The following is a 22836-nucleotide window of genomic DNA, read 5'->3' as shown; positions in this document are numbered from 1 at the left end:
GCCGGACGCATTATTGAAACGCGATTCATGGACCAGTTCCGACCGGCCAACAGGGGGCGAAAATCAGTATCCTCCAGCGCCAAAGGTTGTGCCGCTGCGACCAGACCGGCCTCCACCGACCGCCTGACCCGCGAGCTCGATCACGGATTCGGGCCAGCCCTGCCGCGGCGTGCTCAGCGCCAGCCGCACCTTGAGCGGCAGCCGCGGCTGGTCTGTCCACTCGTCGAGCCACTCGGGTTCCTGCTCGCCCTCGGCGATGCCGAAATAGGCGAGCCGGAACTCCGCCACCTGGGGCAGCAGCACGGTGCGGCCAAAGGCGCCGGCGGCGAGATCCTGGTCGAAGGGGCTGGAATTGTCGCCGATGGCCGATGCCTGCATGAGCGGCTCCCATTCCGGAACATCGTCGCCGCCGGCAAGCACGTCGGCATGCAGCAGCCAGCGGGTGAGCACCAGGCGCGGGTGGTCGCCGGCGTCTTCCAGGGTGAGGCGCAGGACGTACAGGCCTGGGATGCCGACGTGCTCCGAGAGGGGCGCGACCAGTTCGATGCGCTCGGCATCGCCCGAGAAGACCAGCATGGGCTGGCCGTCGAACACGAGCTCGACGGCACGAGCCTGGCGCAGGGTGCGGCCGATGAAGTTGTGCGCGACGCGGATGTCGGCGACGCGGTCGGAGACGGTCTCGACGCCCTCCCAGGCGCGGGAGCCGAGGCGCAGGCCGGAGAACATGAGCACGGTGATGACGGCGATGAGCACCAGCGCGATCAGCAGCTCCACCAGGGTGAAGCCGGCGCTCCGGTCGTGGCGGGCCGGGCCTGTGGTCACAGGGGCGCCCCCAGGCGGATGCTGCGCAGGACCACGCGGCGGGCGCCGGTCGGGCTGGGCCAGGAGGCGATGGCCGTGACCGCGTAGGGTTGCGCCACGGGGCTGTCGGTGAAGGCCTCCGGCAGCGGGTAGGGCTGGATGTTGACCACCCAGTCCAGGCCGTCTTCCGGCTCGCCGCTGTACGCGCCCTGTTCCAGCGGGATGTCGGCGCCGACGCTGCCCAGCTTGGCCTCGGCCAGCGCCACGGCGCGGCTGTAATTGGCGCTGAAGGCGGTGGTGTTCATGGCCCTGGAGAAGATCTGCATCAGCACGCCGAGGGACAGCGCCAGGATGGCGAAGGCGACCAGGACCTCCAGCAGGGAGAAGCCGCGCTGGCTTTGGCGTGTGCGCAGTGATTTTTGGTTGTGCTGTTTCTGGGTTTGCGTGGACAGATTCTTGTGCGTGACCAGAAGCTCAGGCGTGGCCGGATCCTTGGCTTTGGACCGATTCATGGGTGTGGCCGCAGCGCGGGCGTGGTGGCAGCGGCCGGGGGACGCCGTGAATCCGTCCATGCAGGCTTCACGACCGCATCCATGCGGTCGAGACCCCCGCCCGCTGCCACCACGCCCACGCGGCAATTCCGGCGGTGTGGCTGGCTTTTCGCTTCGCCCGCGGCGTGAATCCGGCGGTGCCGCTGGCTTGTTGCTTTGGCCGTGGATTGGTTCCCGCGGGGCGGCTGGTCTGGTGTTTGGTTCGCGCGCCATCATGGTCACTGGTCTTGCCATGCGGCGATCAGGATGCGCCCGGTGAGCCAGTTGACGCCCACCTGGTAGCCGCTGTCGCCGCGTTTCAGGATGACGCGACCGCCGGTGGAGGTGCCATCCGGAAAGAAGCGGATGCCGCCGACGCGGTCGCTCTGCATCTCCGCGGCGGCAGCCACCAGCTCGATGTCGATTCCAGCGGGCAGGCGACCGCCGCGGCCCTCGGGCGGGCCTGACCGGACGGCGGCCTGGTCCCCTAGCTGATCACTAGACTGATCACTGAACTGGTCGCCGGCGTGGTTCTCGGCGGAGCCGCCGGAGAGGATGCGATAGCGGTTGTCCTCGATATCGATGACCCAGGCGGCATCGCGGCCGGAGGCGATGGCCGCCTCCCGGGCCAGGCGCAGCCCGCCAGCGGTGCGCCGGGCCGCGGCCTTGAGCTCGACGCCCGGCAGGGCGGCGGTGATCAGCGGCGGCGTCACCGCCAGCAGCAGGCCGGCGATGGCCAGCACCACCAGCAGTTCCACCAGGGTGAAGCCGCGCCGTCGACAGGCTATCCCCACCGGATGCGGCCGATAGGACAGAAACTTACGCGAAGCACGTGGCTGATTGGCGCCCGGCCGCCTGTAAGTCGTGGTGTTCAGAGCGCCCATATCAGCCATCGCGCATTTAAGTGGCGCCACCGGTTATCGCCTGGCTGGACGCGCACTAACCCGAACGGGATGCCGGCGGCGCCCCGGATGATCGGCGCATTGGACTCCGACGCGGTGCGCGGGAACCGGCATGACGCGGAAACCCCTCCCTCGTGCCCGCGCGCCACGTGGGCACGCCGCTGCTCCGCGCCGCGGTGCGCGCCAGGCGTTGGGCCTGGAACGGAGCGCGGCGTCAAGCGGACTCCCAGCTGTTGATGTCCTTGTCCTCGCCCTCACCGCCCTCGCGGCCGTCGGCGCCCAGGGACCAGATATCGTAGGGGCCGTTGTCGCCGGGGGCGCGGTACTGGTAGGCGTTGCCCCAGGGGTCCTTGGGTACCTGGCCCTTGCGCAGGTAGGGCCCGTTCCAGTTGGGCGCGTTGCCGGGGTCGGAGACCAGCGCCTCGAGCCCTTCGGAGCTGCTGGGATAGCGGCCGACCTCCAGCCGGTACAGGTCCAGCGTTGCGGCCAGATCCTCGATCTGCAGCGCGGCGGTCTTGCTCTTGGAACTGCCGAGGAATTTCATCACCTGCGGCCCCACCAATCCGGCCAGCAGGCCGAGGATGGCCAGCACCACCAGCAGTTCCACCAGCGTGAAGCCGGCGCCGGAGCGCCGATGTTTGATCCTGCGATGTGACATGGATTGTGATCTCCTTTAGGAAAGAAAAAGCCGCCAGCGCAGTAGGGTGGAACAAGCGCAGCGTTTCCACCAGCGTGGTTTGGTGGACTTAAATCACCACCGTGTTTTGGTGGACGGCGCTACGCTTGTCCACCCTACCGGCTACCGGCTTTTATTACACAACGAGCGCAGTAGGGTGGAATAAGCGCAGCGTTTCCACCAGGTTCGGTGGACGGCGCTGCGCTTGTCCACCCTACCGGCTACCGACTTTTATTACACAACGAGCACAGTAGGGTGGAATAAGCGCAGCGTTTCCACCAGCGTGGTTTGGTGGACTTAAATCACCACCGTGTTTTGGTGGACGGCGCTGCGCTTGTCCACCCTACCGGCTACCGGTTTTTATTAAACAACGAGTTCATTGGCCCCCAGGATCGCCATCAGGATGGAGATGATGATGCCGGCGATGAAGATGCCCAGGCCGATGATGAGTACCGGCTCCAGCAGGGTGAGCATGCGCTGCACGCTGGCCCTGGTCTCGCGGTCGAAGATGTCGGCCACCTTGGCCAGCATGGCGTCCAGGGTGCCGGATTCCTCGCCGACGCGGATCATCTGCAGCGCCAGCTCCGGCAGCACCTGGCGTGTGGTCAGGGGCTCGGCCAGGCCGCGGCCGTGCTTGAGGCCGTCGCCTACCTCGTCCAGGCCGTCGCCGATCTTGCGATTGCTGACCACCTCCTTGGCCAGGCTCAGCCCGCTGAACAGGGTCAGGCCGTTCTTCAGCAGCGTGGACAGGGTGTGGCAGAAGCGGGCGGTCTCCATCTTCCACAGCAGATCGCCCAGCAGCGGCAGGCGCATCAGCCGGTAATCGAAGCGGCGCCGGTTGTCCGGATTCTGCAGCCAGCGCTCCAGCAGCACGGCGATGACCGCCACCAGCACCAGCAGCGCCCACCAGTAACCGCGGAACAGATCGCCGGTGGCGACGACGATGCGCGTGGGCAGCGGCAGGGCGGCGCCCATGTCCTCGAACAGCACGGTGAACTGCGGCACCACGAACACCAGCAGCATGATCACCGACAGCCCAGCCACCGCCAGCAGGATGCTGGGGTAGACCAGCGCCGAGGTGACGGTGCCGCGCAACTCGGCGCTGCGTTCCAGGTAGTCCGCCAGCCGCGCCATGACGTCGCCCAGGGCGCCGCTGGCCTCGCCGGCGCGCACCATGTTGACATACAGCCGCGGGAACTGGCCATCCTGGGCCTCCAGCGCGGCGGAGAAGGTGGCGCCACCACGCACCCGCTGCTGCAGGTCCGACAGCACCTTGACCGCGTGCTCCTCCGGCGTCAGGTCCACCAGCACCGCCAGCGAGCGGTCCAGCGTGAGCTGGGCCTCCAGCAGGGTGGCCAGCTGACGGGTCAGCACCTCGATGTCCTTGGCCGACAGCCGCCGGCGCCGGCGCCGGGCCAGTTGCGCGGTCAGGCCGCCGGCGGAGCGGGTCTGCACCGGCAGCAGGCCGTCGGCCTGCAGGCGCTGGATCAGCGCGGCCTCGTCCGCCGCCTCCTGCTCGCCCTCCACCTCTTCGCCGTCGAGCCTGACCGCCTTGTAGTAGAACCTTGGCATGGGTTACTTGTCTTCCGCCACTCGCAGCACCTCTTCCACCGTAGTCAGGCCGGCGGCAGCCTTGCGCAGGCCGTCCTGGTACATGGTGGTCATGTCCTCGTCCACGGCAATGCGCTGGATCTCGCTGGCGCTGGCATGGCGCAGCACGGCCTGGCGGATCTGGTCGCTCATCAGCAGCACCTCGGCGATCACCAGCCGGCCATGATAGCCGGTGCCGTTACAGGCGTCGCAGCCGCCGGGGCGGTACAGCGTGACCGGGCCGCCGGGTCTGTCGGGCAGTTGCAGGAAGCGCGCCGCCATCTCCGGCATGGGCTGGTAGGGCTGGCGGCACTCGGGGCACAGGCGGCGCACCAGCCGCTGGGCGAGGATGCCGTTGATGGTGCTGGTGAGCAGGTAGTCCTCGACGCCCATGTCGAGCAGCCGCGTGACGCCGCTGGCGGCGTCGTTGGTGTGCAATGTGGAGAGCACCACATGGCCGGTCAGGGCCGACTGCACGGCGATGCGGGCGGTCTCCAGGTCGCGCATCTCGCCGACCATGATGATATCCGGGTCCTGGCGCACGATGGCCCGCAGGGCATGGGCGAAGGTCATGCCGATGGAGGCCTTGACCGGGATCTGATTGATGCCCGACAGCTGGTACTCCACCGGATCTTCCACGGTGATGATCTTGCGGTCCTCGGTATTCAGCCGGCTGAGCGCGGTGTAAAGCGTGGTGCTCTTGCCACTGCCGGTGGGGCCGGTCACCAGGAAGATGCCGTGGGGCTGGTGCAGCACCCGCAGCAGCCGCTCGCGGGGCGGGCCGTCGAAGCCCAGGGCGTCGAAGTCGAAGCGCACGCTCTCCTTGTCCAGCAGGCGCATGACCACGCTCTCGCCGAACATGGTGGGCACGGTGGAGACGCGCAGGTCCAGCTCCTTGCCCTGCACCCGCAGCGGGATGCGCCCGTCCTGGGGCAGGCGGCGCTCGGCGATGTTGAGCTTGGCCAGGATCTTGATGCGCGAGATCACCGCCGCGGTGGAGCGCACCGGCGGCGACTCGGATTCCTTGAGGATGCCGTCGATGCGGTAGCGCACCTTGAGCTGGTCGGCGAAGGGCTCGATGTGCACGTCCGAGGCGCGCGACTCCACCGCCCGCTGCATGATCTGGTTGACCAGCCGGATCACCGGCGCCTCGCTGGCCAGGTCGCGCAGGTGCTCGATGTCCTCCTCGCTGACGTTGCCCAGGTCCGCCTCCAGGTCGGTGTCGGGCAGGTCCTCCGGCGGCGGGGCGTACAGGCGCTCCAGCGCCGCGTCGATGTCGGTGGGCAGGGCCACGCGCAGGCGCACCGGGCGGGCCACGGCCATGGCCACCGCCTGCATCGCGAACGGGTCCACCGGATCGGCCACCGCCAGCTCGACGCCGTCGTCGTCCTCGCGCAGCGGTACCACTCGGGCGTCCTTCAGAAATCGCTGGCTCAGTTGCTCGTCCAGCAGCGGCTGCTCCGGGAAGTCGTCCGCCTCGATCAGCGGCAGGTCCATCACCTGGGCCATGGCCGTGGCCATGTCCCGGTCGGAGACCAGGCCCAGGCGCACCAGCATGACCCGCAGCGGGTCGCCGCCGTCCTCGGCCAGCTTGCGCGCCCGCGCCAGATCGCCGGCGGGCAGCTTGTCGTGGCGCTGCAGCCAGGCGATCACGCCGGCCTCGGGGGTGGGGGCAGCCGCTGTGGCGCTCGCTGTCACACCCGATGCTGAATCGGACGCTGTAGCGGATGCCGTGTCCGCCGCTGCACCGGCCAGAGCCGGCTCTGGTGCCGATTCCGGCGCCGATTCCGGTGCCGATTCCGGTGCCGATACTGGTGCAGCATGCGCCGGGGACACCGCCTGCGTTTCCGGCGCTTGTGCCGTCGTCTCTGCGTGCGCTGCCGATTCTGCCGCAGACGCTGCCGGCGCCGGCTGATCTGCAGCGAGCGGCGCGGTTTGCGATCGCTGCTCCGGTGCGCGTTCGACCGCCGGCGCCGGCTCGTCCGCCAGTGCCTGGTCCAGGAAGGCCTCCAGCCGCCGCTGGTGCTCCGCGCCGGCGTGGTCCGGATCTGGCCCCAGTTGGGGCCCCAGCCGGGGTTCCGGCCGTTCGCCCTCGTCCAGCAGGCCCGACAGGTCCGGATCGAAATCGGCCCAGCCCTGGTTCGGCGGCTGACCAGGCCGCCGTGGCGGTTGCGTGCCTTCAGTATTCAGGGATCGCTGCATGGCATTCCTCCGGCGCGGGGTTCCGGTCGATGGTGGGGTCCACCGACCATTGTGGCACCAGACGCCGCAGGCCTGCCACCATGGCGGCCTGGTCGCAGTGTTCGACGGCCTGGCGCAGGTCGGCCAGGACCTGTTCGGTCTGCGCGGCATCGCCATCGGGCCGGCGCGCGGTGCGAATCTTTGGATGTCCGGTCTCGATCAGATCCTCGGCATCGTAGAACAGTTCCTCGTAGCGCTTCTCCCCTGGGCGCAGGCCAATGTAGCGGATCGCGATGTCGCGGTCGGGCTCGTGGCCGGACAGGCGGATCATCTGCTCGGCCATGTAGCGGATCTTGACCGGCTCGCCCATGTCCAGCACGAAGATCTCGCCGCCCTGGCCGATCACCGCCGCCTGCATGATCAGCTGGCAGGCCTCGGGGATGGTCATGAAGAAACGCTCGATGTCCGGATCGGTGACCGTGACCGGACCGCCCTGTTCGATCTGGCGCTGGAACAGCGGCACCACGCTGCCGGCGGAGCCGAGCACGTTGCCGAAGCGCACGGTGATGAAGCGGGTGGCGGAACGCTCTGCCAGGGCCTGGCACAGCAGCTCGGCGACGCGCTTGCTGGCGCCCATGACATTGGCCGGGTTGACCGCCTTGTCGGTGGAGATGAGCACGAAGCGCTCGCTCTGCCAGCGATGGGCGCAGTCCGCCACCACGCTGGTGCCGAGCACGTTGTTGCGCACCGCGGCGCGCACCTGCCCCTCGAGCATGGGCACATGCTTGTAGGCGGCGGCATGGAACACGATCTGCGGCCGCTCGCGGCGGAACAGGGCCTCCATGCCCGCGCGGTCGCCCACGTCGAGCAGGTAACGGCCGAAGTCCAGCGCCGGGTGGCACTCGGTGAATTCGCGCTCCAGCCGGTACAGGTTGAACTCGGCGTTGTCCACCAGCAGCAGCCGGCGCGGGCGCGCGGCGATGACCTGGCGGCAGAGCTCCGAGCCGATGGAGCCGCCGGCGCCGGTGACCAGCACCACCCGGTCGGCAAGACCATGGCAGAGGGCGTCCCAGTCCAGGGTGACCGGGGTGCGGCCCAGCAGGTCCTCGATGGAGACCGGCCGCAACTGGTTGACGGTGACCTGCCCGGAGACCAGGTTCTGCAACTGCGGCACGGTGCGGAAGGGACGGCCGGTACGCTCGCACAGCGCCACCAGCCGCTGCATGTCCGCCGCCGAGGCCCCGGGCACCGCCAGCATGATCAGGTCGATGCCCAGTTCCTCCACCAGTTCAGGCAGCCGCGCGGTGTCGCCCTTGACCGGAACACCATGGATGTCACCCCCCTGGCGCCGCGGCAGGTCGTCGACAAAGGCCACCGGGTTGTAGGTGCGTCCGCTGTCGCGAAGCATCTCGCGGGCCAGGTTCTCGCCGGCGCCGCTGGCGCCGACGATGAGCACCCGTGTGCCGGCGCGCAGGCCGAGCCGGTGGTCCTTGAGCCAGCGGTAGAACAGCCGCGGGCCGGACAGCAGCATGAGCTGGAACAGCAGGAACAGCACCGGCACCGAGCGCGGCACCTGCTCCAGCCGGTTGAGCGCGAACAGCACCAGCAGCGCCACCAGGGTGGCCGTGGCCACCGCCTTGGTGATGCGCACCAGGTCCGGCAGCGACGCGAAGCGCCACACCCCGCGGTACAGCCCGAAGGCCCAGTAGACCGCACCGCAGACCAGCAGCACCACCGGCAGCATGCGCAGCGCGGTGCCGAGGAATTCCGGCGGGATCTGCTGCAGGTTGAAGCGCGTCCAGTAGGCCAGCAGCCAGGCCACCGGCACCATCAGCAGGTCGTGCAGGAAGGCCGCCGAACGGGAGCGCAGGCGGTCGAACAAGGGCCTCATGGAGCGGCCTGCCGCTGGTCTGCCGCCCGTTCCGCCAGCCCCACACGCACATGCACCAGGCCATAGACGCCGGCCCAGGCGAACAGCAGCGTCCATTGCTCCGCCGGGGTCATGCCCACGGCGGCGACGGCGCTGGCGGCGGCCGCCAGCATCAGCAGCACGGCCCGGCCCAGGGTGCGACCGTGGGACCAGCCCGCCAGCACCAGGCGCTGGTAGTGGTGCGAGCGATGGGCGCGCCAGAAGGGCTCGCGCCGCCACAGGCGCCGCAGCAGGGTCCAGCTGGCGTCGACGATGAACGGCGAGAAGATCAGCCAGCCCGCCCAGAGCGGGAACAGCCCCAGTTGCGCGCCCCACAGCGTGAGCGCGGCGGCCAGCAGGCCCAGCACCGAGGAGCCGACGTCGCCGAGGAAGATCCGCGCCGGCGGCAGGTTGCGCGTGAGGAAGCCCACAGCCGCCAGGGCCACCACCAGCGCAGCGCCGGCATAGCCAAAGGCACCGGCACGCCAGCCCAGCCAGGCCAGGGCGCCGAAGCCGATGGCGGCCATGCTGCCCGCCAGGCCGTCCATGCCATCCATGAAGTTGTACAGGTTGATCATCCAGACCACATAAAAAGCCGTCAGCGTCCACGCGAGCCACGCCGGAAAGGGCACCGCCAGCCCCGGCAGGTCGAGTCGGCCCCAGTGCAGACCGCCCAGCAGCAACAGGGCAGCGGCCCCCAGATGGGCGGCGAGCCGCCAGTGCTGGGGCACATCGCCCAGGTCGTCGCGCAGGGACACGGCCGCCACCAGCAGCACCGCCGGCAGGATCCAGGCCAATGGTGCGAACAGTGGACCGACCGCTCGCACGACCAGTTGGCCGAGCGGCAGCCCGGTCACTAAGGCGATCAGCAGTGCAGCCAGTACCCCGGCCAATATCCCGGCAAGCAGCCCGGCCAGCAGGCCGACGCCGCCGCTGCGCGGCACCGGCCGGTGGTGCAGCGAGCGCGCGTTGGGGTGATCGAGGATGCGCAGCGCAGGGATCTCGCCCCGGCTCAGGCGCCGGGTGAGCCAGGCACTGACCGCCAGCGCGCCCACACCGGCGGCGGCCATAAGGATGCCGGGGAGGATGCCGGGAAGCTGGCCGTTGGCGACACCGCTGACGATCGGGGCAGGGCTTGGCGACATGGGGGTGATCGGCGGGACCGCGACGCGGCGGATCAGCTGGGTCGCATCAGCCTGGACTCGACCTCCAGCCGGTGGTCACGGCCGGTCAGGACCTCCACCAGCGCCAGCGCGAAGTCCATGGCGGTGCCGGGTCCGCGGGACGTGACCAGCAGGCCGTCCTGCACCACCGGGGCGTCGGTGAACTGCACTGCGGGGTAGTCGGCAGCAATTACGGCGCCGGGATAGTGGGTGGCCTGGTGGCCATCCAGCAGACCGGCGTTGGCCAGTACCTTGGGCGCGGCGCAGATGGCGGCGCAGTGGCGCCCCTGCTCCGCCTGGCGTTGCAGCAGCCGGTGGATGCGGGGATCCTGATCCAGGTGATCCGCGCCGGGCAGCCCGCCCGGCAGCACCACCATGTCGAAGTCCTGCTCGAGCACCTGCGACAGCTCGGTGTCCGGCAGCAGCACGGTGCCCTGGCTGGCGCGCACCGGCTCGGCGTCGAGGCCGGCGGTGATCACCTCGATGCCGGCGCGGCGCAGCAGGTCGATGATGGTGACGGCCTCCAGTTCCTCGCAACCCTGGGCCAGGGGGACCAAAACACGTGACATGGCTTCCTCCGGGATCGTTCGACGGGATGATGGGCGAAATTCAGGGCCGGCCGGCACGCCGGTACAGGCTCAGCCCCTTGAGCACGTTCAGGGCCTCGGACAGCTGGTAGTCCTCGGCGGCGATGCGCTCGGCGTCGTCGTCCGCCGCCCCGGTGTCCTCCGCGGCATCGTCTGCTGCACCGGTCTCGGCGTCCTGATCCGCGTCCGGCAGATGCCGTCGCAGGTCGGCCTCGGTCAGGGGCGCGACGGCATCTGCCTCGTCCAGGGTCAGGCTGCCGCGGGCCAGCTCGATGTCGGGGACGATGCCCTGGGCCTGGATGGAGCGGCCGGACGGGGTGTAGTAGCGGGCCGTGGTGAGCTTCAGCGCGGTGCGCTCATCGATGGGGACGATGGTCTGCACCGAGCCCTTGCCGAAGGTGGTGCGGCCCATGACGATGGCGCGGCCCTGGTCCTGCAGGGCGCCGGCGACGATCTCGGAGGCCGACGCGCTGCCGCCGTTGACCAGCACCACCAGCGGCGCGGCGTCGAGCACGTCGTCCGGCCCGGCCTTGAACTCCAGCCGGGAGTCGTCGATGCGGCCTTCGGTGTAGACGATGAGCCCGCGCTCGAGGAAGGCATCGCTGACGCCGACGGCGGCATTGAGCACGCCACCGGGGTTGTTGCGCAGGTCCAGCACCACGCCCTCGAGGCCGTTGGGGTTGTCGCGCTTCAGCGTGGCCACGGCGTCGAGCACGTCCTCGGTGGTGCGCGCCTGGAAGTTGGAGATGCGGATGTAGCCGAAGCCGGGCTCCAGCGTGCGGCTCTTGACGCTGGCCACCTTGATCACGTCGCGCACGATCTCGATGCTCAGCGGGTTGCCCTCGTCCTCGCGCACCACGGTCAGGGTGATACCGGTGCCCGGCTTGCCGCGCATGAGCTTGACCGCCTCGCTCAGGCTGAGACCCTTCACCGGCTTGCCGTCGATGCGCACGATCAGGTCACCGGCCTGGATGCCGGCGCGCTGGGCCGGGGTGTCGTCGATAGGGGCGATGACCTTGATGAAGCCGTCTTCCATGCCGACCTCGATGCCGAGGCCGCCGAACTCGCCGCTGGTGCCGACCCGCAGGTCGCGGTACTCGTCCTGGTCCAGGTAGGCGGAGTGGGGATCCAGCCCGCCGAGCATGCCGCGGATGGCGCTGGAGAGCAGCGCGCGGTCGTCCACCGCCTCGACATAGCCGCTCTTGATGCGACCGAACACCTCGGCGAAGGTGCGCAGGGCATCCAGTGGCAGGCCTTCCGGCGCTTGCGCCGTGTCGGCGCCATCCGGAGCCATGGCGTCGGGGGCGGCTTCTTCCGGAGTGGCCTCAGGGGCGCTTTCGGCGTCCGGAGCCGCACCGGGGGGCATATCCGTCGGCGCATCAGGGACCGGAACGGATTCCGGCGCCGGGTCGGATGCCGGCTCCGATGCCGAATCCGCCGCGGGCTCCGGGGCCGGCGTATCCCAGGCCGGCGGCGGCAGTGGGGCCGGCGGTTGATGGGGCCGCAGCACGGGCGCTTGCGATTTTGGTGCCGACTCCGGTGCCGTTGTCGATTCCGGCGCTGATTCCGGTGCGGGTCCGTCGGCGTGGACGGGGCTCGACAGCAGCGTGAGCAGGGCGCAGGAAAGTAGCAGTCGGTTCGTGCGGTTCATTGTTGACCCCGGGGATCTGTTCGGTCTGTCAGCCACGGCCCGGCGCGCACCAGTGCTCCGGGTCCAGCGGCCGTCCCTGTCGCCGGACGGCGAAGTATAGCCCAGGATGGAGACTGCCGCCGCTGCCGCCGGCCAGCGCGATACCGTCGCCGGTGGCGACCCACTCGCCCACCTCTTTCAGAAGGGTCTGGTTATGGCCGTACAGGGTCATGACGTCGTCGCCGTGGTCGATGACCAGCAGCAGGCCGAAACCCCGCAGCCAGTCGGCGTAGATGACCCGGCCATGGTGCACCGCCCGGACCTCGCCCCCGGCGTCCGCGGCAAGCAGGACGCCGTCGGCGTGCAGGTCCTGGTCCTCGCTCCCGGGGCGAAAGCGGCTGATCAGCCTGGCCCTGGGCAGTGGCCAGTCGAGCCGGCCCTTGCGGGCGACGATGGATTCCGGATTCACGTCGAGCTCGTCGGCGATCTCGGCCTGGCGTCGCAGTTGTTCGATCAGCGACCGCAAGGCCTCGGCATTGGCAGTGAGCTGGCTCAGCCGGTCGCGGTCGGCGGCGATGAGCCGGTCCAGGCCGTCCACGAGCACTGCTCGCTCCTGCTGCGCCATGGCCAGCCGCTGGCGGGTCTCGTCCTGGCGGTCGGCGAGGCGCTGCAGGCGCTCCGCCTCGGTCGCGGCCCGATCCTGCAGTGCCGACAATTGCTCGGCCAGTTGCCCAACCTCGGCAATGCGCCGGGCGCGCGCCTCGCCCAGGCAACGCGCATAGCCCAGCATGCGGTCCGCCAGCACCAGGTCGTCGCCGTCCAGCAGCAGTCGCAGCCGGTCGCCCCGACCGCGGGCATAGGCGGCGCGCAGCAAGGCGGCCAGGGACGACCGGGCGGCGGCCAGCTCGCCGTGCACCCGCTGCAGGCGGGCGTCCAGTTCGGCGACGGTGGCCTGCTGCTCGTCCACCAGCAGGCGCAGTTCGCGGCCGGCCCGGGCCAGCGCGGCGATGTCGCGTTCGCTGCGCTCGAGTTCGCGGTAGAGGTCCTCGCGGCGTTGCTCGCGGTCCACCAGGGCCTGCTGCAGGCGAGCGGCGCTGGCCTCGAGCCGGTCCAGTTCGCGCTCGCGGGCGGCCATGTCGGCCACATCAGGCGTCTGGCTCGCGCCTGACTGCGCCTGCGGGGGCGCGGCGTCGGGCAATTCCGGAACCGGTTCCGGAGCCGCCCCCTGAACAGGATCGGCCGTCGGCACCACGACCGCTTGGGCGAGAACAGCGGACGGGAACCCGAACAGGCTGATGGCCAGCGCGGCGACGGGCCCCAGCCCTTGCAGCACTGTCCTTTGCCGAACCGGTTCCCGCGACTCGATCAACCGCCGGACGGGCGCAACCCCGATGACGGTCCAGGAGAAAAAGTGTATCATCGTATGCTTATTCTATGATGTGACTTCCGACGATGAACGTTCATCCTCACCGATCAGACTGGCCGATTCTGAACAGTTCCCCCGAGCAGGCTAAGGACATGGAACTGTTTGCAGATGACGCCGATATCGAGCGGGCGTCGCGTTCGCTGAAGGCGATGTCACACCCGCTGCGGCTGAAGATCCTGTGCACGCTTGGCGACGAGGAGGTCAGCGTTCAGGATATCGTGGAGCATGTGGGCACGTCCCAGAGCAACATTTCGCAGCATCTGGCCATCCTGCGGGACAAGGGTATCCTCACTTCACGCAAGGATGCCAACCGGGTCTACTACCGAGTCGGCGATTCGCGCACGCTGCGGCTGATCGGCATGATGCGCGAGGTCTTCTGCAACCACGAGCATTGATTGCGGGCCCGGCCGGGGGGCCTCTCAACCGGGTTGCTCACGAGCTGGCATTGGCTGGCGGCTTCCGAGCGACTCGCAAACAACACTCAGGCCTGCCTCTGCGTCCTCCGCGGCTCTGCCGTCGGACGCGTCACCGTCCGGTCATCCATGGCGCGGGGGTTTCCGGTATACTTTCGCGCCTTTCGTCATTGCCCGGTATCCGGCGTCGGTCCGACGCATCCGGGCACAACAGTAACGGCAGCATGAAGAGCATCATCGATGCAGGCGCAACTCCTCGAATTTCTTGGCAATCACTGGATCCTGTTCATGGCCCTGGGGGTCATTCTCGGTCTGCTGACGTACAACCTGATCGTCGGTGACAAGGGGTCGGTGGACCCGATGGGGGCAACGGCCCTGATCAACCAGAAGAATGCGGCGATCATCGACGTGCGCCCGGCGGCGGACTTCGCCAAGGGGCACATCATCAATGCCGTCAACATCCCTATGAACGGCTTCAAGAACCAGACCGCGGCGCTGGGCAAGTACAAGGACAAGCCGATCATCGTCAACTGCCGCTCCGGCTCGCAGTCCCAGGCGGCCTGCCATGTGCTGCGCAAGGCGGGCTTTCCTGAGGTATACAACCTCAAGGGGGGCGTGATGGCCTGGGAGAATGCCAATCTGCCGCTGACGCGCAAAAAGCGCTAGGGTGACGCTGATTTACTGGCCTCCCGGCCAGAAATCGGTACGCGATTCGAAAACGCGGTTTCCGACCCGCTTCATCTTCAGCGGCATGCGCCGCTAAGAATGGCGGGGTATCCTGCCCCGCGCGGGCCCGGACTACTTTAGACACACATTTCAGGAAGCAGACATCATGGCCGAAGAACAACCGCAGACCGCTGCCTCAGGTGAGGCCCAGCGCCAGTTCATGCTGCGCAGCGTCTATGTGAAGGATCTGTCGTTCGAGTCGCCGAACGCACCGGAGATCTTCCGCGGCGAATGGAAGCCGGAGACCGCGCTGCAGCTCGACATCAAGATCAAGGCGCTTGCCGAGGACACCCACGAGGTAACCCTGACGGTCACGGTAACCACCAAGGTCGGCGAGACCACGGCGTACCTGATCGAGGTGCAGCAGGCCGGTATCGTCACGGTGCAGGGCTTCGAGCAGCAGGAGCTGGGGCCGATGTTCTATGTCTACTGCCCGAGCGTGCTGTTCCCCTACGCCCGCCAGGCGGTGACCGACCTGGTGGCCAAGGGCGGCTTCCCGCACCTGGTGCTGCAGCATGTGAACTTCGACTCCATCTACGCCCAGAAGCTGGCCGAGCAGGCGAAGGCCCAAGGCCAGGGCCAGCCGGCGGAAACCCAGCACTGATCAATGAGCTCGACCGCCCCGGCAACCGACCACGTCCCTGACCTGCCCTCAGACCGCAGCCCCGATCATCGGCCTGATCACTCCAGGGTCGCCGTCATCGGCGCCGGCTCCTGGGGCACCGCCCTGGCCCTGCAGATCGCACGAACCGGTCATCGGGTGGCGCTCTGGGGACATGATCCGGAACACATCGCCGCCCTTGTCCGCGACCGCGAGAACCGCGCCTTCTTGCCCGGCTTCGCGCTGCCGCCGGCGGTGCAACCGGAGGCCGACCTGGCGACTGCGCTGCGCGGGGCCGTCGACGTGCTGCTGGTGGTGCCGAGCCAGTTCTTTGCCGATATGCTGGACCAGGTGGCGCCACTGCTGTCGGACGGCCAGGGCCTGGCCTGGGCCACCAAGGGGTTCGAACCCGGCAGTGCGCGCCTGCTGCACCAGGTGGCGATGGAGCGCGTGGGCGAGCGCGACCTGGGCGTGCTGTCCGGCCCCAGTTTCGCCGCCGAGGTGGCACGGGGCCTGCCCACCGCCATCGCCGTGGCGGCGTCGCGGCTGGAATTTGCGCAACACCTGGCCAACCTGGTCCACGGGGGTAGTTTTCGCGCCTACACCCAGGACGATCTGATCGGCGTGCAGGTCGGCGGCGCAGCCAAGAACGTGCTGGCCATCGCCACCGGCATTGCCGACGGTCTGGGCTTCGGCGCCAACGCCCGCGCTGCACTGATCACCCGCGGCCTGGCGGAACTCATCCGTCTGGGCGTCGCCCTGGGGGCCCGCCCCGAGACCTTCATGGGCCTGGCGGGCCTGGGCGACCTGGTGCTGACCTGCACCGATGACCAGTCACGCAACCGCCGCCTTGGACTCGCGCTGGCCCGGGGCAGGTCCGCGCAGCAGGCGATGGCGGAGATCGGTCAGGAGGTGGAAGGTGTGGTCACCGCCCGCGCCGTCAAGACCCTGGCCGCCCGGCTGAATGTGGAGATGCCGATCTCGGAACAGGTCTACGGCGTGCTGTACGAAGGCCTGACACCGGAAGAGGCCACCCGCCACCTGCTGGAGCGCGCCGGCAAGTCGGAGCTGGATTAGGGACGCATCCCCAATATCCCGGCCGGAAAGACGGATCCTCCTGTCGTCCCGGCCGGGAAGCGGGGATCCAGGCCAGGGAGGGCAAGCCTGTGTCGACCCCGATGCGGCGCCTCCCTAAAGTGCTGCTGGCGGGGCCTCAAGGACAGCAAACCCGTTCTGTCGCCAGGCCTCGAACAGCACCACCGCCACGGCATTCGACAGGTTCAGGCTGCGGTTGCCGGGCTGCATGGGGATGCGAACGCGGTGCTCCTGCGGCAGCGACTGCAACACTTCGTCCGGCAGCCCCCGGGTTTCCGGACCGAACAGCAGGGCGTCGCCCGGCATGAAATGCGGCTGCGTGTAGCACACCCCGCCACGGGTACTCAGCGCGAACAGCCGCGATGCACCGATGGCCCCGCAACAGGCGGACAGCGACGCATGCACCCGAACCCGCGCATATTCGTGGTAGTCCAGCCCCGCCCGCCGCAGACGCCGGTCATCCAGCTCGAAACCCAGCGGCTCGACCAGATGCAGCGCGGCACCGGTGTTCGCGCAGAGGCGGATCACATTGCCCGTGTTGGGCGGGATCTCCGGCTGATAGAGGATGACGTGGAACATGGACCCAGGCCGGTTGTTGCCGTTCATTGCGGTTTCTGCGGCCTGCCGATGACCCCGGTGGACTGACTGGCGGCGGAACCAGCCGAACGAAAAGCCGAAGGCAGGCCGGGTGACACCGACTTGACGCCGACGAAGCGCAGCGTGCTATATTAAGATTTCCGCATATACAAGGCTAGGAATATTCCCGGGCCACCAATCGAAGCTCCATACCATTCCCGAGAGGGGGACATACAGATGACCGACATCGCTGCGTTGAAGAAAGAGAAGCAGGAACTGATCGACAAGATGCTCGTGATGCAAAAGCAGTTCATCGACCACGAGCACGCGCATGGCGTCACCGGCAAGGACTATTGGGCCTCGCAGGACGGTCTGCTGGCCAACTACCGCCAGGAATACATGGACATGGCCAACCGCGTCGTCGACATCGCGCACGAAATCGTGGGCTCCTCCCGCAACTGAGCCCAAACGCCACGCCGTCACGCGCTGCGTCATTCCGGAAATACGCCGATGTCCAGCGCTGGCACGGCGCGCCGGAGGCGAAGACAAAACCCGCTGTTGGCAGCGGGTTTTTTTTATGCGCGACCAGTGGGGGTGGAAACGCTTCGCTTATTCCACCCTACCGGTGTTGTCTTGCCTGCTGATCTATGGGGGTGGAAACGCTTCGCTTATTCCACCCTACCGGTGTTGTCTTGGCCGCTGATCTATGGTGGTGGAAACGCTTCGCTTATTCCACCCTACTGGTGTTGTCTTGGCCGCTGATCTTCGGCTTGAAACACCTGCCCATGGAGCCGCGAACCATCAATCCCCAAACCCCATCCCGAGCCAGCGGTTCTGATACTCCTCCTCGAAGAAGAACCGCTCCTCCCCGAAGGCCGGCTTCAGATCATCCAGCCAGAAGGCCTCGGGATCGAACCGGGCAAAGAAGGGCCGATTGACCCAGTCCGGATTGCGTCCCTGCAGAAAGCGCAGCACGAACACCCGCTCGCCGCCGATCTCGGCCATCCCCTGCACCTCCACCTTGCCCGGCCCGGCGCTCATGCTCGGACCGCGCGCCGTGCGCGACAGGCCCGATACCTGCTGGATCGCCTCGTGGTAGATCTCCCAGGCCTGCGCCAGCGGCAACTTGAAATACTGATGCGCGCCGGTATCACGCTCGACGAACATGTAATACGGCACGATGCCGAGCCGCACCTGCGTCTTCCACAGCCGCGCCCAGACATCAGAATCGGCATTGATATGCGCCAGCAGCGGCCCCTGGCTGCGGATCTGCGCCCCGGTGGCCCGGATGCGCGCGATCGCCTGCTCGCAGATGTCCGTGTCCAGCTCGCGCCAGTGGTTGAAGTGCGCCATCAGCGCCACATGCTTGCCGGCGGCGGACAGGCGTTCCAGCAGATCCATCAGCTCGTCGGCATCGGCGTCGGTGACAAACCGGTAGGGCCAGAAGGTCAGCGCCTTGGTACCGATGCGGATGGTCTGGACATGATCGAACTCCGGGCGCAGCAGCGGCTCCAGATAGGCCTTCAGGTGCCGGGTCTTCATCACCATCGGGTCACCGCCGGTGAACAGCAGGTCCGTGACCTGGCGATGCTGCAGCAGGTAACGGTGGACCTTGTCCGCCTCGTTGGTGGCGATGCGCAGGGTCTTGTCGCCGACGAACTGCGCCCAGCGGAAACAGAAGCTGCAATAGGCGTGGCAGGTCTGCCCCTGGCTGGGGAAGAACAAGACCGTCTCGCGGTACTTGTGCTGCAGTCCGGGCACGACCTCGCCGTTGGGCAGGCGCGGGACGTTGAGCTCCCGCTGGCCCGCCGGATGCGGGTTCAGCGCCTGGCGGATCTCGGCCACAGCGGCATCCAGTTCGGCCCTGGGCGCGTCGCGCCGCAGCAGGTCGGCGACCCGGTCGAAGTCTGCCCCGGCGAGCATGCCGGGTTGCGGAAAGGTCAGCTGGAAGATCGGATCGGCGGGCACATTATCCCAGTCGATCAGGTCTTCGATGACGTAATCGTTGACGCGAAATGGCAGCACGGTCGAGACCACCTTCATCGCGAAGCGTTGCGCCGCGGGCAGGTGGTGCACGGCGGTGATGCGATCGAGGTCGCGCTGCGTATGGACCCGGTACGGGCGTCCCGATCTGGCACCGGCGCCATCATTGACTCTGGCGTTGGCCCCGGGTCCTGCGGGAAGCTCCCGCGGCCGCATCGGTACCGGGTTGCTCGGTACTGGATTGACTGCATTCATGGTTCGCTCCTTCCTGCCGCCGCGGGCAGGTACGCGTCGGCACTGTCGGCATCAGGCCGGACAGCGGCCGTGATCGACGGCGAGGCGATGCCGTCGATCATTCGGCGCCGAGAGTGCGCCGACACGGTTCAGTGATGCCATCCGCCAAGTCTTCCTGAACCCGCGCCAGAGGATGTGGAGGCACGGATCGAACGGAGACTGCGTCGACGGATGGAGGGATTCCGGAAACCCCCGGACGGGTCACGCCTGTAGGCGCTTGTTGTGTTATCTGGGCCTATTATACCCGGCGCGGGCCAGCTTTTCGGATCAATGCCTGGATGGCACCGGCCTGTGTGGCCTTGCGGGTCTTTTAGCGGGTCCGGGGTGGCCCGGGTCAGTCGCGGATGTGGCGGATGTATTTGGCCACGTCGCGCATCTGCAGCCGCACGGCGCGACCACTGGCGACGATGCGCTGGTCGCTGTCGCGCAGCCGCAGGTCGCAGCGGACATGGCCGCGGCTCTCCAGCGGCACGGGGATCATGTTGCGGTAGGTGTAGACGTTCTCGTCGACGTCGCCGCCGTCGCAGATGCCCGGTCCCTCCGGCACGGGCTGTTCCGCCTCCGCGTCGTCGATGATCAGGGTGCCGGCCTGCCACCAGAGGGTACGCTCGGCGGAGCCGGTCATGGTCTTGACGATGTAGGCGCGGGCGAACTCGACCCGCAGGGTGCCGTCCTGCAGGGAGGCGCCGGCAATCTCTGAGCCGGGGAGTTGGATGCTACTGCTGTCCACGGGTGGTATTGCTGTCTGGTCAAAACCTGTTAAATGCGGGTGACAGGGAGAATTCCCAGTCCTGGAGACGCTGGCAGATGGGGTCTGATCGGTCCAGCACAGGTTCGCGACTGGTTCGGGGCTGGGCCGGAGCCAGGCCAGAGCAGGGCCAGAGCAGGGCCGGAGCAGGGCCCGGGTCAGGGCTCGCGGTCTTCGTCGTCGTGTTCCAGACCCACGGGCACCGCCAGTTCCAGTTCCTTGATCTTGCGCGTCAAGGTGTTTCGGCCCCAGCCGAGCAGGCGGGCGGCCTCCTGTCGACGGCCGCCGGTGTACTCCAGCGCGGCGGTGATCAGGATGCGCTCGAACGCGGGCATGGCGGAGTCCAGCACGGCGCCGCCCCCCTGCAGCAGTCGATGGCGGGTCCAGGCGCGCAAGGCGCTCTGCCATTGCTCGTCGTCGTCGGCGGCGGGCTCGCCTGAACCCAGGTCCGGCGGCAGGTCGCAGATGTGGATCTCCTTGGTGGAGGCCATCACGGTCAGCCAGCGGGCGGTGTTCTCCAGTTGCCGCACATTGCCGGGCCAGTCGAGGCATTGCAGCCGCTCCAGCGCGTTGGCGGAGAGGACCTTGGGCTCGCAGCCCAGTTCGATGGCGGCCTGGGCCAGGAAATGGCGCATCAGCAGGCCGATGTCCTCACGCCGTTCGCGCAGTGCCGGCAGGTGGATGCGGATGACGTTGAGCCGGTGGAACAGGTCTTCGCGGAACTGCCCCTGGCGCACCAGGTGCTGCAGGTCCTGGTGGGTGGCGGCGATGATGCGCACATCCACCTTGATGGGGCTGAGCCCGCCCACCCGGTAGAACTCGCCGTCCGCCAGCACCCGCAACAGCCGTGTCTGCATCTCCGCCGGCATGTCGCCGATCTCGTCCAGGAACAGGGTGCCGCCGTCGGCCTGTTCGAAGCGCCCCTCGCGGCGTGCCTGGGCGCCGGTGAAGGCGCCGCGCTCGTGGCCGAAGAGTTCCGACTCCATCAGGTCCCGCGGGATGGCGGCCATGTTCAGCGCAATGAACGGGGCACCGGCCCGGGGGCTGTGCCGGTGCAGGGCGCGTGCCACCAGTTCCTTGCCGGTGCCGGATTCGCCGTTGATCAGCACGGTGATGTTGGAGCGCGCCAGCCGGCCGATGGCGCGGAACACCTCCTGCATGGATGGCGCCTCGCCGATGATGTCCGGGCTCTTCTCCAGCGGGGCGGGCTCGGCGGCTCCGGCGGCGGACTGATGGCGGCAGGCGCGGCGCACCTGATCAACGGCGTCGTCCAGGTCGAACGGCTTGGGCAGGTATTCGAAGGCGCCGCCGTGGAAGGCGGACACGGCGCTGTCCAGATCGGAATGGGCGGTCATGATGATGACCGGCAGCGCCGGATGGCGGGCGGTGATCTGCCGCAGCAGGTCCAGCCCGTCGATGCCCGGCATGCGGATGTCGGACAGGATCACGTCCGGCTGCTCGCGCTGCAGCGCCTCCATGATGCCGACGCCGTTGGAGAAGGCGGTCACGTCCATGTCGGCCTGGCGCAGCGCCCGCTCCAGAACCCAGCGGATGGAGCGGTCGTCGTCGATGACCCATACTCGCGGCAGCTTACTCACCATAGGACTCCAGGGGCAGGTAGACGAGGAATCGGGTGTTTCCGGGGCGGCTCTCGCACTCGATCAGGCCGCCGTGCTGGCTGATCAGCTCCTGGGCGATGGCGAGTCCGAGGCCGGTTCCTCCGGCGCGGCCGGAGACCATGGGGAAGAAGATGCGCTCGATGAACGCCTCCGGGATGCCCGGCCCGGAGTCTTCCACCTCCACCCGCAGCACCAGGCGGTAGCGGGTACTGCCGATGGTGAACTGGCGCAGCACGCGCGAGCGCAGGATCAGCTGACCGCTGTCGCCGGCGGCCTGGGCGCCGTTGCGGGCGATGTTCAGCAGCGCCTGGATCAGGCGATCGGCATCCGCCTTGAAATCCGGGATGCTCGGGTCATAGTCGCGGATGATCTGCGGACCGGCCGGAAACTCGGCGCACAACAGGCTGCGCACGTGCTCCAGCACATGGTGGATGTTGACCTGGTCATATTGGGGCATCTGATTGGGGCCGAGCATGCGGTTGAGCAGCGCCTGCAGGCGGTCGGCCTCGTCGATGATGATCTGGGTGTATTCCCTAAGCGCGCTGTCCGGCAACTCGCGTTCCAGCAGTTGCGCGGCGCCCCGCAGGCCACCCAGCGGGTTATTGATCTCGTGGGCCAGGCCGCGCAGCAGGGCCTGGGTGGCCTGGTGCTGGGACAGCAGGTGCTCTTCGCGGGTGATGCGGATCTGCCGGTCCACCTGGTGCAGTTCCATCAGCAGCTGGCAGTCTGCACCGGATTGGTGCACCGGCAGCAGGGTGCAGTTCACGCGGATGGGCTGGCCGTCGGGCCGCAGGATCTCCACCTCCCGCTCGGTGAACGGCTGTCGCGTGGCCAGGGCCTGGCGCAGGCGCCCGGTGATAGGCTCCCCCGGGCAACAGATCAGATCCCCCGCCACCTTGCCGAGCACCGTGTTCTCGCTCATGGCCAGCAGGTTCTCGCCGGCGGCGTTGAGATACCGCAGACGCAGGTCCTGATCGAACAGCAGCACCGCCGTGTTCAGGTTGCCCAGGATCGAGGCCTCCAGTTGACCTTCCGGTAGCTGGCGCTGTTTCATCCGTCTCGCTGTGTCCGCTGGGTTGGGTTAGGGGTTGGGTTGGGAATGGAAATGGCGGCTTGCCCAATGTTTTTGCAATTAACGCGCCAGAAAACACCGTGTCCTACAGCCGCCTCGGTGTCGCCGGATCCATGCAGCCAATTCCATGCAGTTGGGGGTCAGCGGCAACGGTGTCAGGTTTTGGCGCCGCTTAAGGAGACGCTGATTTATTGGCCTCCTGGCCATAAATCAGCACGCGATTCGAAAACGCGGTTTCCGAATCGCTTCATTTTCAGCGGCTTGCGCCGCTAAAAATGGCGGGGCCTCCTGCCCCGCACGGGAAATGCTGAATA

21 protein-coding genes are annotated in these 22836 nt (G+C 68.1%); 5 read left to right on the top strand and 16 right to left on the bottom strand.

What is annotated here, in order from left to right:
* Window positions 1-63: 63 nt before the first annotated feature.
* The 11 genes from F2Q65_RS01810 to F2Q65_RS01760 form a co-directional block, all read right to left on the bottom strand.
* Window positions 64-822: a prepilin-type N-terminal cleavage/methylation domain-containing protein gene (locus F2Q65_RS01810; RefSeq protein WP_150089822.1), complete on the bottom strand. Its 759-nt coding sequence runs from the start codon at window positions 820-822 to the stop codon at window positions 64-66.
* Window positions 819-1313: a type IV pilus modification PilV family protein gene (locus F2Q65_RS01805; protein WP_150089821.1), complete on the bottom strand. Its 495-nt coding sequence runs from the start codon at window positions 1311-1313 to the stop codon at window positions 819-821. Before F2Q65_RS01805 ends, F2Q65_RS01810 begins: the two co-directional genes overlap by 4 nt.
* Before the next feature lie 257 nt (window positions 1314-1570).
* Entirely contained in the window at window positions 1571-2125 is a 555-nt protein-coding gene (locus F2Q65_RS01800; RefSeq protein ID WP_246155916.1) for a GspH/FimT family pseudopilin, read from the bottom strand.
* 322 nt (window positions 2126-2447) lie between these two features.
* Entirely contained in the window at window positions 2448-2891 is a 444-nt protein-coding gene (gene gspG, locus F2Q65_RS01795; protein ID WP_150089817.1) for a type II secretion system major pseudopilin GspG, read from the bottom strand.
* A gap of 381 nt (window positions 2892-3272) precedes the next feature.
* The gene (locus F2Q65_RS01790) at window positions 3273-4481 is read right to left on the bottom strand and encodes a type II secretion system F family protein (RefSeq protein ID WP_150089815.1); all 1209 of its coding nucleotides are present in this window, start codon (window positions 4479-4481) and stop codon (window positions 3273-3275) included.
* Between the two features lie 3 nt (window positions 4482-4484).
* On the bottom strand, window positions 4485-6197 hold the full coding sequence (gspE, locus tag F2Q65_RS01785) for a type II secretion system ATPase GspE (RefSeq protein ID WP_425473411.1): 1713 nt from the start codon (window positions 6195-6197) through the stop codon (window positions 4485-4487).
* Window positions 6198-6678: 481 nt separating this feature from the next.
* Window positions 6679-8571 carry a polysaccharide biosynthesis protein gene (locus F2Q65_RS01780; RefSeq protein WP_150089810.1) on the bottom strand — a complete coding sequence of 631 codons (1893 nt, stop codon included), beginning with the start codon at window positions 8569-8571 and terminating at the stop codon, window positions 6679-6681.
* Window positions 8568-9734 carry an MraY family glycosyltransferase gene (locus F2Q65_RS01775; protein WP_246155915.1) on the bottom strand — a complete coding sequence of 389 codons (1167 nt, stop codon included), beginning with the start codon at window positions 9732-9734 and terminating at the stop codon, window positions 8568-8570. Before F2Q65_RS01775 ends, F2Q65_RS01780 begins: the two co-directional genes overlap by 4 nt.
* Before the next feature lie 32 nt (window positions 9735-9766).
* Window positions 9767-10321 carry a DJ-1 family glyoxalase III gene (locus F2Q65_RS01770; protein WP_150089808.1) on the bottom strand — a complete coding sequence of 185 codons (555 nt, stop codon included), beginning with the start codon at window positions 10319-10321 and terminating at the stop codon, window positions 9767-9769.
* Window positions 10322-10361: 40 nt separating this feature from the next.
* Window positions 10362-11633, bottom strand: coding sequence for a S41 family peptidase (locus tag F2Q65_RS01765; protein WP_150090217.1), 1272 nt, complete (start codon window positions 11631-11633; stop codon window positions 10362-10364).
* Window positions 11634-12018: 385 nt separating this feature from the next.
* Window positions 12019-13389: a murein hydrolase activator EnvC family protein gene (locus tag F2Q65_RS01760; protein WP_150089806.1), complete on the bottom strand. Its 1371-nt coding sequence runs from the start codon at window positions 13387-13389 to the stop codon at window positions 12019-12021.
* Window positions 13390-13487: 98 nt separating this feature from the next.
* Between F2Q65_RS01760 and F2Q65_RS01755 the strand changes: the two genes are divergently transcribed.
* From F2Q65_RS01755 to F2Q65_RS01740, 4 genes are all read left to right on the top strand, one after another.
* Window positions 13488-13790 (top strand): ArsR/SmtB family transcription factor, encoded by a 303-nt coding sequence (locus F2Q65_RS01755; protein ID WP_150089804.1) that lies wholly within the window; start codon window positions 13488-13490, stop codon window positions 13788-13790.
* A 258-nt stretch (window positions 13791-14048) separates the two neighbouring features.
* A complete protein-coding gene (locus F2Q65_RS01750) occupies window positions 14049-14474 on the top strand; it encodes a rhodanese-like domain-containing protein (RefSeq protein ID WP_150089802.1) in 426 nt (141 codons plus the stop codon).
* A gap of 166 nt (window positions 14475-14640) precedes the next feature.
* Window positions 14641-15138, top strand: a complete 498-nt coding sequence (secB, locus tag F2Q65_RS01745) for a protein-export chaperone SecB (RefSeq protein WP_150089800.1) — start codon at window positions 14641-14643, stop codon at window positions 15136-15138.
* A 3-nt stretch (window positions 15139-15141) separates the two neighbouring features.
* Window positions 15142-16212, top strand: a complete 1071-nt coding sequence (locus F2Q65_RS01740) for an NAD(P)H-dependent glycerol-3-phosphate dehydrogenase (RefSeq protein WP_150089798.1) — start codon at window positions 15142-15144, stop codon at window positions 16210-16212.
* Window positions 16213-16326: 114 nt separating this feature from the next.
* Here F2Q65_RS01740 and F2Q65_RS01735 read toward each other — a convergent pair whose 3' ends face one another.
* Window positions 16327-16809: a tRNA (cytidine(34)-2'-O)-methyltransferase gene (locus F2Q65_RS01735; protein WP_150090215.1), complete on the bottom strand. Its 483-nt coding sequence runs from the start codon at window positions 16807-16809 to the stop codon at window positions 16327-16329.
* 234 nt (window positions 16810-17043) lie between these two features.
* Here F2Q65_RS01735 and F2Q65_RS01730 point away from each other — a divergent pair, with 234 nt between their 5' ends.
* Entirely contained in the window at window positions 17044-17268 is a 225-nt protein-coding gene (locus F2Q65_RS01730; RefSeq protein ID WP_150089796.1) for a hypothetical protein, read from the top strand.
* A 339-nt stretch (window positions 17269-17607) separates the two neighbouring features.
* Here F2Q65_RS01730 and F2Q65_RS01725 read toward each other — a convergent pair whose 3' ends face one another.
* The 4 genes from F2Q65_RS01725 to glnL form a co-directional block, all read right to left on the bottom strand.
* Window positions 17608-19005, bottom strand: a complete 1398-nt coding sequence (locus F2Q65_RS01725) for a KamA family radical SAM protein (RefSeq protein ID WP_386114229.1) — start codon at window positions 19003-19005, stop codon at window positions 17608-17610.
* A gap of 412 nt (window positions 19006-19417) precedes the next feature.
* Window positions 19418-19813: a hypothetical protein gene (locus F2Q65_RS01720; RefSeq protein ID WP_150089794.1), complete on the bottom strand. Its 396-nt coding sequence runs from the start codon at window positions 19811-19813 to the stop codon at window positions 19418-19420.
* Window positions 19814-19989: 176 nt separating this feature from the next.
* Entirely contained in the window at window positions 19990-21432 is a 1443-nt protein-coding gene (gene ntrC, locus F2Q65_RS01715; RefSeq protein WP_281290971.1) for a nitrogen regulation protein NR(I), read from the bottom strand.
* A complete protein-coding gene (gene glnL, locus F2Q65_RS01710) occupies window positions 21422-22504 on the bottom strand; it encodes a nitrogen regulation protein NR(II) (protein ID WP_150089790.1) in 1083 nt (360 codons plus the stop codon). The genes ntrC and glnL overlap by 11 nt, the downstream gene beginning before the upstream one ends.
* Window positions 22505-22836 lie beyond the last annotated feature (332 nt).

Origin of the sequence: Thiohalocapsa marina, assembly GCF_008632335.1 — a bacterium.
Classification (GTDB): Bacteria; Pseudomonadota; Gammaproteobacteria; order Chromatiales; family Chromatiaceae; genus Thiohalocapsa; species Thiohalocapsa marina.
This window is presented reverse-complemented; position numbering and strand designations above follow the sequence as displayed.

Coding starts and splice junctions, on each gene's coding strand:
- ntrC (WP_281290971.1), bottom strand. CDS start 21,432: ATGGTGAGTAAGCTGCCGCGAGTATGGGTCATCGACGACGACCGCTCC.
- F2Q65_RS01730 (WP_150089796.1), top strand. CDS start 17,044: ATGACCGACATCGCTGCGTTGAAGAAAGAGAAGCAGGAACTGATCGAC.
- F2Q65_RS01725 (WP_386114229.1), bottom strand. CDS start 19,005: ATGCGGCCGCGGGAGCTTCCCGCAGGACCCGGGGCCAACGCCAGAGTC.
- F2Q65_RS01770 (WP_150089808.1), bottom strand. CDS start 10,321: ATGTCACGTGTTTTGGTCCCCCTGGCCCAGGGTTGCGAGGAACTGGAG.
- F2Q65_RS01775 (WP_246155915.1), bottom strand. CDS start 9,734: ATGTCGCCAAGCCCTGCCCCGATCGTCAGCGGTGTCGCCAACGGCCAG.
- F2Q65_RS01765 (WP_150090217.1), bottom strand. CDS start 11,633: ATGGCTCCGGATGGCGCCGACACGGCGCAAGCGCCGGAAGGCCTGCCA.
- F2Q65_RS01805 (WP_150089821.1), bottom strand. CDS start 1,313: ATGAATCGGTCCAAAGCCAAGGATCCGGCCACGCCTGAGCTTCTGGTC.
- F2Q65_RS01760 (WP_150089806.1), bottom strand. CDS start 13,389: ATGATACACTTTTTCTCCTGGACCGTCATCGGGGTTGCGCCCGTCCGG.
- F2Q65_RS01780 (WP_150089810.1), bottom strand. CDS start 8,571: ATGAGGCCCTTGTTCGACCGCCTGCGCTCCCGTTCGGCGGCCTTCCTG.
- secB (WP_150089800.1), top strand. CDS start 14,641: ATGGCCGAAGAACAACCGCAGACCGCTGCCTCAGGTGAGGCCCAGCGC.
- gspG (WP_150089817.1), bottom strand. CDS start 2,891: ATGTCACATCGCAGGATCAAACATCGGCGCTCCGGCGCCGGCTTCACG.
- F2Q65_RS01750 (WP_150089802.1), top strand. CDS start 14,049: ATGCAGGCGCAACTCCTCGAATTTCTTGGCAATCACTGGATCCTGTTC.
- F2Q65_RS01735 (WP_150090215.1), bottom strand. CDS start 16,809: ATGTTCCACGTCATCCTCTATCAGCCGGAGATCCCGCCCAACACGGGC.
- F2Q65_RS01740 (WP_150089798.1), top strand. CDS start 15,142: ATGAGCTCGACCGCCCCGGCAACCGACCACGTCCCTGACCTGCCCTCA.
- F2Q65_RS01755 (WP_150089804.1), top strand. CDS start 13,488: ATGGAACTGTTTGCAGATGACGCCGATATCGAGCGGGCGTCGCGTTCG.
- glnL (WP_150089790.1), bottom strand. CDS start 22,504: ATGAAACAGCGCCAGCTACCGGAAGGTCAACTGGAGGCCTCGATCCTG.
- F2Q65_RS01790 (WP_150089815.1), bottom strand. CDS start 4,481: ATGCCAAGGTTCTACTACAAGGCGGTCAGGCTCGACGGCGAAGAGGTG.